This is a genomic window from Thiopseudomonas alkaliphila, from assembly GCF_001267175.1.
GTDB classification, from domain to species: Bacteria; Pseudomonadota; Gammaproteobacteria; order Pseudomonadales; family Pseudomonadaceae; genus Oblitimonas; species Oblitimonas alkaliphila.
The window spans coordinates 1,806,148-1,817,500 of sequence record NZ_CP012358.1; the positions used below are offsets into that span (position 1 = coordinate 1,806,148).

General features: G+C 46.5%; 6 protein-coding genes, 2 tRNA genes, 2 rRNA genes and 1 riboswitch. Of the genes, 2 read left to right on the forward strand and 8 right to left on the reverse strand.

What is annotated here, in order from left to right; genetic code table 11:
• Positions 1-42: 42 nt before the first annotated feature.
• The 3 genes from AKN87_RS08695 to ahcY form a co-directional block, all read right to left on the reverse strand.
• Positions 43-2,025 (reverse strand): DEAD/DEAH box helicase, encoded by a 1,983-nt coding sequence (locus tag AKN87_RS08695; protein ID WP_053103180.1) that lies wholly within the window; start codon positions 2,023-2,025, stop codon positions 43-45.
• A 139-nt stretch (positions 2,026-2,164) separates the two neighbouring features.
• Positions 2,165-3,016 carry a methylenetetrahydrofolate reductase [NAD(P)H] gene (metF, locus tag AKN87_RS08700; protein ID WP_053103181.1) on the reverse strand — a complete coding sequence of 284 codons (852 nt, stop codon included), beginning with the start codon at positions 3,014-3,016 and terminating at the stop codon, positions 2,165-2,167.
• A 103-nt stretch (positions 3,017-3,119) separates the two neighbouring features.
• A complete protein-coding gene (ahcY, locus tag AKN87_RS08705) occupies positions 3,120-4,526 on the reverse strand; it encodes an adenosylhomocysteinase (protein ID WP_053103182.1) in 1,407 nt (468 codons plus the stop codon).
• Positions 4,527-4,559: 33 nt separating this feature from the next.
• Positions 4,560-4,650, reverse strand: a riboswitch (S-adenosyl-L-homocysteine riboswitch).
• Positions 4,651-4,762: 112 nt separating this feature from the next.
• Here ahcY and AKN87_RS08710 point away from each other — a divergent pair.
• Entirely contained in the window at positions 4,763-5,146 is a 384-nt protein-coding gene (locus AKN87_RS08710) for an MAPEG family protein (protein ID WP_053103183.1), read from the forward strand.
• Between the two features lie 46 nt (positions 5,147-5,192).
• Here AKN87_RS08710 and AKN87_RS08715 read toward each other — a convergent pair whose 3' ends face one another.
• Positions 5,193-6,011: a hypothetical protein gene (locus tag AKN87_RS08715; RefSeq protein WP_199533065.1), complete on the reverse strand. Its 819-nt coding sequence runs from the start codon at positions 6,009-6,011 to the stop codon at positions 5,193-5,195.
• 75 nt (positions 6,012-6,086) lie between these two features.
• On the opposite strand from AKN87_RS08715, the gene AKN87_RS08725 reads away from it, so the two are divergent.
• A protein-coding gene (locus AKN87_RS08725; protein WP_096334862.1) for an IS3 family transposase occupies positions 6,087-7,249 on the forward strand; the annotation gives its coding sequence in 2 pieces (ribosomal slippage) (positions 6,087-6,342 and positions 6,342-7,249; 1,164 coding nt in all).
• Positions 7,250-7,591: 342 nt separating this feature from the next.
• Here AKN87_RS08725 and rrf read toward each other — a convergent pair.
• The 4 genes from rrf to AKN87_RS08745 form a co-directional block, all read right to left on the reverse strand.
• Positions 7,592-7,707, reverse strand: a 5S ribosomal RNA gene (gene rrf, locus AKN87_RS08730).
• 156 nt (positions 7,708-7,863) lie between these two features.
• Positions 7,864-10,755: ribosomal RNA gene (locus AKN87_RS08735) — 23S ribosomal RNA — on the reverse strand.
• Between the two features lie 265 nt (positions 10,756-11,020).
• A tRNA-Ala gene (locus AKN87_RS08740) sits at positions 11,021-11,096 on the reverse strand.
• A 140-nt stretch (positions 11,097-11,236) separates the two neighbouring features.
• Positions 11,237-11,313: transfer RNA gene (locus tag AKN87_RS08745), tRNA-Ile, on the reverse strand.
• Positions 11,314-11,353 lie beyond the last annotated feature (40 nt).

The window sequence follows — 11,353 nt, forward strand, 5'->3', positions numbered from 1 at the left end:
GCAGGTGGTTAAACCTGCTTTTAGTCTGGCTGGCTTTAGCCCTTATTCATCGCGCTTAAAAATCGCAGGCTTTTCACGACGATTACGTCGATCCAGTTGCTCTAGTTGTTCTAAACTCGGTAAGCGCTCGCCTTTACGAATAATTAAAGGTTTTGGCGTCACCGGCTCTGCCGCTGGGTAATTACGTGGCTCTGAGCGGGAATAACCGCTAGCCGGATAGCTTGGCGTATGTAACCCACGCTGCGCATTACGGCCTTTATAACCAGTAGCTCTGGGCTTTTGGGCGCGAGGGGCGGCAATTGGGGTACCGCCTACCGTGGTTTTTACTGCCGCCGGCGTATTACGTCCTTTAGAGTTACGCTTAGCCGGCGTTTTTTTACCAGCCTCACCGCGTCCACCGGCAGTCGCTGCTTGGTATCCACGTGTATTGCGCTGACTGGCTGTCGTTCGGCCTTGATAAGGACTGACGTAATCGACACGGTTACCAAAGTTATCAATCTCATCATCGAGAAATACTTCTGGATCACGATTTGCCGGTACTTGTGGCGCAGCAGTGCGGCGATTATTACGCGGCTGTGAGCCACGTGCGGTACGTGGTGCTTGGCGCTCATTCGAAGTACGTGCCGATTTACGTGGAGTATTCACTTCACTGGCTGATTCAGTGGTGGCAGGTACGGCTTTTTGCGTATCGGCTAAGCCTTTGGCTTCGGCAATCGCAGAAGCTTTAGGTCGACCACGGCGCGCTGCTCCAGTTGCTGTTTTTTCATTACGCTCATTTTGCTGCCTGCGTCCACGTGCCGTTGGATGGTTAGAACGCCGACCACGGGCTTTACGCTCGTCATCGTTGCTTTCGGCCACTTCTTCTGCTGGTAACTGCTCAGGACTAAAGCCCATTAAATCGCCCTCAGCAATCGTTTGCGCAGTGATCCGCTCAATGTTTTTCAGTAACCGCACCTCATTGGGCGCCACTAAAGATACGGCATGCCCTGCTCGACCCGCACGACCAGTACGCCCAATTCGATGAACATAGTCTTCTTCAACGTTGGGTAACTCAAAGTTAACCACATAAGGAAGCTGATCAATATCTAAACCACGGGCAGCAATATCGGTAGCCACTAATACGCGTAGATTATTGTCTTTAAAGTCGGCCAAGGCACGGGTTCGGGCATTTTGACTTTTATTACCGTGAATGGCGGCGGCGGGTAAACCATTTTTGCTTAAGTATTCAGCTAAACGGTTAGCCCCGTGTTTAGTACGAGTAAATACTAATACTTGCTCCCACGCGCCTAAGGTAATTAAATGGGCCAGCAACGCACGTTTTTGTTGCGCAGGAATGCGATAAACAAACTGCTCAATCCGCTCCACCGTGGTATTGGGTGGTGTGACCTCAATGCGCTCTGGGTTATGTAATAAGCGAGATGCTAGATCAGTAATATCTTTCGAGAAGGTCGCAGAAAATAGCAGATTTTGCCGCTGCTTGGGTAACTTGGCTAAAACCTTTTTCACATCATGGATAAAGCCCATATCCAACATTCTGTCAGCTTCATCTAAGACTAAGATTTCAACAGCGGATAAATCAATTTTCTGCTGATTTTCCAAATCCAATAAGCGGCCAGGGCACGCCACTAATACATCGACCCCACGTGCTACTGCTTTAATCTGCGGAGCCATACCGACTCCACCAAAAATACAGGCGCTAACAAAGGGTAATTCGGTGGCATACAGTTTAAAACTATCATGCACCTGAGCAGCTAACTCACGAGTAGGAGCTAACACTAAGACCCGTGGCTGTTTACGCACATGGCGCTGCTCACGATCAGGTTGACCGTTAGGGAACAGCTGCTCTAATACTGGCAAAGCAAAGCCACCCGTTTTCCCGGTACCAGTCTGTGCAGCTACCATTAAATCGCGGCCATTAAGTACAGCGGGAATTGCTTTTTGCTGTACGGGAGTTGGCTGGCTATAACCGGCTGCATGCACAGCCTTAACCAGCGCCTCAGATAATCCGAGGGTTGCAAATGACATGGAGTCTTCCTGTGGTCGGCGACCCGCCGACTTTGGGGCGCGAAGTTCTAAGGTAAAACATAAACTAAAGTTTTCTCACCAACAGTGCCCTGCGCTAGGCACTGTTCTGAGTGACGATGTTTTACAAATAAATACTAAGTTATGACTTAGTTGAAAGATTTAAATTATCCCAAATTGCCAAACTTGGCTCGGCTTGGTTAAGCGTATAGAAGTGTAGGCTAGGCGCCCCACCGGCTAACAATTGCTCACACATTGAAGTAATGACTTCAGTACCGAATGCTTGGATACTTTGAGAATCATCCCCGTAAGCTTCGAGTTGCTTACGAATCCAACGTGGTAACTCTGCACCACAAGCATCAGAGAATCGCGCAAGCTTACTATAGTTAGTAATAGGCATGATGCCGGGGATAATAGGAATTTCGACCCCCAGTTTACGCACTCGCTCAACAAAATAAAAGTAGCAATCCGCGTTAAAGAAATATTGAGTGATGGCGCTGTTCGCTCCGGCCTCTACTTTTCGCACAAAGTTCTGTAAATCTTCTTCAAAATTACGTGCCTGTGGATGCATTTCAGGATAGGCAGCCACTTCTAAAATAAACTGCTCACCGGTTTCTTGGCGAATAAATTCAATCAGCTCATTGGCATAACGTAATTCACCACTAGCCATCCCCATCCCTGAAGGTAAGTCACCACGTAAGGCAACAATTCGCTCAATGCCTTGGGTTTGATAGAAGGCTAATAGCTCTTTAAGCTCGGCTTTCGTATCACCTACACAAGATAAGTGCGGAGCCGTCGAAACCTGGGTGGTTTGCTTGAGCCCTAACACAGTTTCAATGGTGCGATCACGTGTAGAACCACCGGCTCCATAAGTACAAGAGAAAAAATGCGGATTACGGCTAGCCAATTGCTCTGCAGCAGCCATTAATTTTAAGTGCCCCGCTTCAGTTTTAGTTGGAAAAAATTCAAAGCTGCATCTTGGCGTTGTATTCATTGGATATCCTTATAGAAGGCTTATGCCTTTACGCTATCAATTTTAAAAATTTAGGAATATAGAAAGTAAAACGCCATTACTAGGTAATGGCGTTTTGTGGCACTTAATAACGATAAGTATCAGGTTTAAAGGGTCCCGCCACCGGTACCCCAATATAATCGGCTTGGGTTTTGGTCAATTGTGTAATCACTCCACCAAAACCTTTAACCATTTCTAGCGCTACCTCTTCGTCGAGTTTTTTCGGTAACACTTCAACGGTCAACAAAGCGGCTTGTTGCTCTGCACTTAAATCAGCGTACTTTTGCTCAAATAAGTGAATTTGTCCCAGCACCTGGTTAGCAAATGAACCATCCATAATCCGGCTTGGGTGACCAGTGGCATTACCCAAGTTAACTAAGCGGCCTTCAGCTAAGAGGATTAGATAATCATCGTTCTGTGGATCAAAGCCATCTTTACCGGTACGGTGAATTTTGTGTACCTGCGGTTTAACTTCTTCCCAAGCCCAGTTTGCACGCATGAAAGCAGTGTCAATTTCGTTGTCAAAGTGACCAATATTACAAACGATTGCACGTTTTTTTAGTGCTTTTAACATACCGGCATCACATACATTGACGTTACCGGTAGTAGTTACGATTAAATCAATTTTGCCCAGCAGAGCCTGATCAATTGAAGCATCAGTGCCATCATTAATGCCATCTAGGTACGGAGAAACCAACTCAAAACCATCCATACAGGCTTGCATTGCACAAATAGGATCAACTTCAGTGACTTTAACAATCATGCCTTCTTGGCGTAAAGATTGCGCCGAGCCTTTACCCACATCACCATAACCAATAACTAAGGCTTGTTTACCTGATAATAAATGGTCGGTACCGCGCTTGATCGCATCATTTAAGCTATGACGGCAACCATATTTGTTGTCGTTCTTACTTTTAGTCACCGCATCATTAACGTTAATGGCTGGAACTTTTAACGTACCTTTTTTCAGCATCTCTAATAAACGATGCACGCCAGTGGTGGTTTCCTCTGTAATACCATGAACGTTAGCCAGCACTTCTGGGTATTTTTCATGCAAAATCGCGGTTAAATCACCACCATCATCCAACACCATATTGGCATCCCAAGGCTGCCCAGCTTTATTAATGGTTTGCTCAATGCACCAAACGTACTCTTCTTCAGTTTCACCTTTCCAGGCAAAGACCGGAATGCCTGCCGCTGCAATAGCAGCCGCTGCTTGATCTTGAGTAGAGAAAATATTGCAGCTGGACCAACGTACTTCAGCACCTAAGGCTACCAGCGTTTCGATTAACACTGCCGTTTGGATGGTCATATGGATACAGCCAAGAATTTTTGCACCTTTTAGTGGCTGAGAAGTAGCATATTTATTACGTAAGCCCATTAAAGCTGGCATCTCTGACTCAGCAATAATAATTTCTTTACGGCCCCACTCAGCAAGGGAAATATCGGCCACTTTAAAATCGGTAAAACCATTAGGAGCAACAGCGCTCATAGGAGAGTCTCCATTCGTCATTTAATTAATCTTCGCGAATGGGCGCCGTTTGAACGAGGCTGTAGCGTTACAGCGTGCCATTACGAGCCTGACAGAAACTTCTGCTGCAGCGCCCCTCGTAATAGGAAAATAGCTAATAGCTGTAAGAGATTATACCTCATCAAAGCGCTTTGTTAATCTGCTTATGGTTACATATAGCCGAACCATGCTTTTACTGCCCTTCAATGGAGGTATTTATGACCCTTGCTTACTGGTGTGTGCTAATCGTTATGCTGTTGCCCTTAGTTGCAGCAACCTCAGCTAAACTTCTAGGTAAAATGCCCGCAAGTGATAATCACGATCCTCGTGCTTTTTTAGATCAAGTTACGGGTAAAGCCAAACGTGCCAATAATGCGCAGCTAAATAGCCATGAAATTGCGCCCTTTTTTGCAGCGGCCATCATTATTGCGCAGCAAATTGGCCAGATAGCGCAAAGCACAATTGATGTGCTTGCTATTAGTTTTGTGATTAGCCGAGTTTTATATTTAATTGCCTATATTGCTGACTGGGCAAGCCTTCGCTCATTAATTTGGCTAGCAGGATTAGGCCTATTAATTAGCCTATTTATGCTCAGCGCTTAAAGCAAAACGCCCAGCGCAATGATTACGCTGGGCGTTTGCCTTGCACTTAGTTAATCACGCTATAGAACCAAGGTAAACCTAAGGCTAGCAATACACTAATCGCCAGTCCTAACCCTGCCTTAGCCGCATCACTACGTACAATTTTAGCCGTGTCATGCACTGAAGGATTAAACATGTGCATAGCAATCGCAAACTCTCGACCTGCCAGCAAGCCTAGGAATACCCAAGTAGTACTCATTGGCATATTGCTCCACTCTTTAAATACCAATAAAACTAAGGCATAGATAAAGTCGATAATAGTCGCTGCACGGATATCACGGGTACCGGTTTTACTAGTAACAATTCTTTGAATCGCTCCCCCGCTATGATAAAAAATCACTCCTAACAGAGCGACAAAGGTCACCACAGCAAAAATCATCCAATCAGCAGTCACTTGGCGAGGTGCATAAACAAAAATATTGGCTAAGTCTTGAATTAACCACTGGCTCCATAAAAAAGCGGTAGCAAGCCACTGTAAAATGATCCAATAACCAGGAGCAGGTTGTCCTGCGGTACGATCAAAGTGCTCAGTTAAGCCTCGAATAACAAAACGAAATAACAAAATAGCCACTACAAAAGCAACCGCATAGCCCATTAATGACTTAACTAACATTGAACCTAGATTACTTGGTGCAAAAATGGTGAGTACTAAAAAAGTGGTACTCACTGGAATTGAAAAACGAGTCAGAATCAAAATAACGATCGGTGGGACGATGTACAGCCAGGTTAATCCTTCTTCTGGAAAAGGAATTTTCTCTAAACGTCCATAGGAAGCATCACCCGTAGTTGAGCTATACCAACCGTAGAGCAGTACTACCACCAGCACTGAACTGGCAATGTAGTGGTCTAATGAAACCAGACATCTACTTAGGCGATAATGTTCGCCATAAAGAGGTGCTCTATGATAAACAAACAACGTACTTTTACTCCAGAATTCAAACAAGAAGCCGCTAGCTTGGTGCTTGATCAAGGCTACAGTCTTGCCCAAGCCTGCACATCATTAGGTGTGAGTAAGTCGGCCTTGCACCGATGGGTTAAACAGCTCTCAGAAGAGCGTCAAGGTATCACTCCAAAAGGTAAAGCAATAACCCAAGAACAACAGCGCATTCAAGAGCTTGAAGAGCGCTGCAGACGGCTTGAGATGGAGAAATCCATATTAAAAAAGGCTACAGCTCTCTTAATGTCGGACGATTGGAAACATACACGCTAATTGAGAAGTTAAGAGAGTATGCCCCTGTTGAAATCGTGTGTGCGACCTTTGAGGTTAATCGCTCTTGTTACTATGAGTATCGAAAAAGATCGCGACGAGTAGATGTCGAGCACATCAAGCTAAGAGCGCTGGTAAGTCAATTATTTAACAAGAGTCGCTACTCAGCGGGCAGTCGCACTTTGCAATGTATGCTGAGTAAACAAGGTGTCACTATAGGTCGTTTTAAGGTGCGTAAGATGATGAACGAACTCGGTCTATCATGTAAGCAGCCAGGCTCGCACGTGTACAAACAAGCCACGCTTGAACGACTTGATATACCGAACCGTTTAGACAGGAAGTTTGCTGTAACACGACCTAATCAAGTTTGGTGCGGGGATATTACTTACATCTGGACAGGTCAGCGCTGGAGTTACCTAGCAGTTGTTTTGGATCTTTATGCTCGACGGGTAGTTGGTTGGTCTATGTCTGAAACAGCTGATGCCAGCTTAATCGTAAAATCGTTAGAGCATGCATGGGAGCAGCGCGGTCGTCCGCAAGGTGTGTTATTTCACTCAGATCAAGGCTCACAGTACGCTAGCTATCAGTTTCGTCAGCGTCTATGGCAATATCGCATGGTTCAAAGTATGAGTCGCCGAGGTAACTGCTGGGATAATGCACCGGTGGAGCGACTATTTCGTAGCTTAAAAACAGAGTGGGTACCAATGTTTGGGTATAACAGTTTTATGGCTGCTCAAAAAGATATCAGTGGTTACCTGATGAAATATTATAATCAGCAACGACCACATACATTTAATCGTGGCTTGACTCCGCTAGCAGCGGAAGAAATTCTTAACAAAGTGTCTGGAATTATTTGACCACTACACAAACAACCAAAGAATCCACCAGGGCCTATTGCTATTAGAAGAAATAAAGGTTCCTAGGGTTTGAATCGCATCGTTGGCAATAATTGAATAGGCCGCCAGCATGAAGCCTACAACCATGTAAATCTCAAGCATCGTTTCACCTAATAGTCGATAGTTAATAGAACTGCAGCTATTAAGGCAAATTCAGATGACAGCTTGATGTCACTACAAACCAATACAGCTTAGATAAGAAGCAACGACTATCACAGCAACTAGCGTTTAGTGGTTAAAGAAGGAAAAACAGGCAAAAAAAATCCCCTGTCGCGATGTGCGTACAGGGGATTTTTGTTTGGCGCTTGACGATGACCTACTCTCACATGGGGAAACCCCACACTACCATCGGCGATACATCGTTTCACTACTGAGTTCGGGAAGGGATCAGGTGGTTCCAACGCTCTATGGTCGTCAAGCAATTCTTTAGAAGGTCCGTTGTGGGCTGGGCAGGTGTGCCTCGGCTTTGTCGTGCCTTCGAATTAGGTATGTAATAGTAGTTGATTCGGTGTTTTGAGTTCAACTAAATTTTCGTTTGTTTGGTATCAACCAGACCCAAATTGTTTGGGTGTTATATGGTCAAGCCTCACGGGCAATTAGTATTGGTTAGCTCAACGCCTCACAGCGCTTACACACCCAACCTATCAACGTCGTAGTCTTCGACGGCCCTTTAGGGGATTCAAGATCCCAGTGAGATCTCATCTTGAGGCACGCTTCCCGCTTAGATGCTTTCAGCGGTTATCGTTTCCGAACATAGCTACCCGGCAATGCCACTGGCGTGACAACCGGAACACCAGAGGTTCGTCCACTCCGGTCCTCTCGTACTAGGAGCAGCCCCTCTCAAATCTCAAACGTCCACGGCAGATAGGGACCGAACTGTCTCACGACGTTCTAAACCCAGCTCGCGTACCACTTTAAATGGCGAACAGCCATACCCTTGGGACCGGCTTCAGCCCCAGGATGTGATGAGCCGACATCGAGGTGCCAAACACCGCCGTCGATATGAACTCTTGGGCGGTATCAGCCTGTTATCCCCGGAGTACCTTTTATCCGTTGAGCGATGGCCCTTCCATACAGAACCACCGGATCACTAAGACCTACTTTCGTACCTGCTCGACTTGTTGGTCTCGCAGTTAAGCGCGCTTTTGCCTTTATACTCTTAGACCGATTTCCGACCGGCCCGAGCGCACCTTCGTACTCCTCCGTTACTCTTTAGGAGGAGACCGCCCCAGTCAAACTACCCACCATACACTGTCTTCGATCCGGCTTACGGACCTGAGTTAGAACCTCAAAGTTGCCAGGGTGGTATTTCAAGGTTGGCTCCACTGCAACTGGCGTCACAGTTTCAAAGCCTCCCACCTATCCTACACAAACAACTTCAAAGTCCAGTGCAAAGCTATAGTAAAGGTTCACGGGGTCTTTCCGTCTTGCCGCGGATACACTGCATCTTCACAGCGATTTCAATTTCACTGAGTCTCGGGTGGAGACAGCGCCGCCATCGTTACGCCATTCGTGCAGGTCGGAACTTACCCGACAAGGAATTTCGCTACCTTAGGACCGTTATAGTTACGGCCGCCGTTTACCGGGGCTTCGATCAAGAGCTTCGCTTGCGCTAACCCCATCAATTAACCTTCCGGCACCGGGCAGGCGTCAGACCCTATACGTCCACTTTCGTGTTTGCAGAGTCCTGTGTTTTTAATAAACAGTCGCAGCGGCCTGGTATCTTCGACCAGCCAGAGCTTACGGAGCAAGTCCTTCACCCTAGCCGGCGCACCTTCTCCCGAAGTTACGGTGCCATTTTGCCTAGTTCCTTCACCCGAGTTCTCTCAAGCGCCTTGGTATTCTCTACCCGACCACCTGTGTCGGTTTGGGGTACGGTTCCTAACTATCTGAAGCTTAGAAGATTTTCTTGGAAGCATGGCATCAACCACTTCATCCTCATAAGAGGACTCGTCATCAGCTCTCGGCCTTAAGATCCCGGATTTGCCTAAGATCTCAGCCTACTGCCTTAAACACGGACAACCAACGCCGCGCTGGCCTAGCCTTCTCCGTCTCTCCATCGCAATAGTTAGAAGTACAGGAATATTAACCTGTTTCCCATCGATTACACTTCTCAGTCTCACCTTAGGGGCCGACTCACCCTGCGTCGATTAACGTGGCGCAGGAAACCTTGGTCTTTCGGCGTGGAAGTTTTTCACTCCCATTATCGTTACTCATGTCAGCATTCGCACTTCTGATACCTCCAGCAAGCTTCTCAACTCACCTTCACAGGCTTACAGAACGCTCCTCTACCGCACACTCAAAAGAGTGCACCCGTAGCTTCGGTGTATGGTTTGAGCCCCGTTACATCTTCCGCGCAGGCCGACTCGACTAGTGAGCTATTACGCTTTCTTTAAAGGGTGGCTGCTTCTAAGCCAACCTCCTAGCTGTCTAAGCCTTCCCACATCGTTTCCCACTTAACCATAACTTTGGGACCTTAGCTGACGGTCTGGGTTGTTTCCCTTTCCACGACGGACGTTAGCACCCGCCGTGTGTCTCCCATGCTCGCACTTGCTGGTATTCGGAGTTTGCATCGGGTTGGTAAGTCGAGATGACCCCCTAGCCGAAACAGTGCTCTACCCCCAGCAGTGATACATGAGGCGCTACCTAAATAGCTTTCGAGGAGAACCAGCTATCTCCGGACTTGATTAGCCTTTCACTCCGATCCACAGGTCATCCCCTAATTTTTCAACATTAGTGGGTTCGGTCCTCCAGTTAGTGTTACCCAACCTTCAACCTGCCCATGGATAGATCGTCCGGTTTCGGGTCTATACCCAGCGACTATTCGCCCTATTAAGACTCGCTTTCGCTACGCCTTCCCTATTCGGTTAAGCTTGCCACTGAATATAAGTCGCTGACCCATTATACAAAAGGTACGCAGTCACAGAACAAAGTCTGCTCCTACTGCTTGTACGCATACGGTTTCAGGTTCTATTTCACTCCCCTCTCCGGGGTTCTTTTCGCCTTTCCCTCACGGTACTGGTTCACTATCGGTCAGTCAGTAGTATTTAGCCTTGGAGGATGGTCCCCCCATATTCAGACAAAGTTTCTCGTGCTCCGTCCTACTCGATTTCACTTCTATAACGTTTTCGTATACAGGACTATCACCTACTATGGTCACGTTTCCCACCGTGTTTTACTAACGTTAAAGAAGCTTAAGGGCTGGTCCCCGTTCGCTCGCCACTACTAAGGGAATCTCAATTGATTTCTTTTCCTCCGGGTACTTAGATGTTTCAGTTCCCCGGGTTCGCCTCTTGCACCTATGTATTCAGTACAAGATACCTAACTTATGTTAGGTGGGTTTCCCCATTCAGAGATCTCCGGATCAAAGGTTATTTGCCACCTCCCCGAAGCTTATCGCAGGCTATCACGTCTTTCATCGCCTCTGACTGCCAAGGCATCCGCCGTATGCGCTTATTCACTTGACCATATAACCCCAAACAATCTGCTTCACAGCGATTATTCAAAGTCAGTCGTGAATGGTTTGATACTTTCGCCGAAAATTCGCTTGAACTCGCAAATTTTACCTTAGCCTAATCATTACCAGTGAAAGTAATGAATTAGTCTTTTTTACTTCTATCACATACCTAAATTTTTAAAGAACAGTTCTGATTAAAAAATCAGAAATCAATATTTCAATCAAGCAAAGAAATACTCATTTCTGATCTCTCGTCACAGTTACATGTAATGTATTGGTGGAGCCATGCGGGATCGAACCGCAGACCTCCTGCGTGCAAGGCAGGCGCTCTCCCAGCTGAGCTATGGCCCCAATACAACGTATTGAAGAACCGTTACCCCATCTGATAACTGACAGTGTTTATACACTGAATTTTATGTTAACCAAGGCATTTAAAGGCGAAGTTTAGTCAAACTAAACGAGGCTTTAAATAACGCAGGGTAAGATAAAATTGGTGGGTCTGGGCAGAGTTGAACTGCCGACCTCACCCTTATCAGGGGTGCGCTCTAACCAACTGAGCTACAGACCCAATTATCACTTGGGTGTAGACCCAATCGCATTACATATAT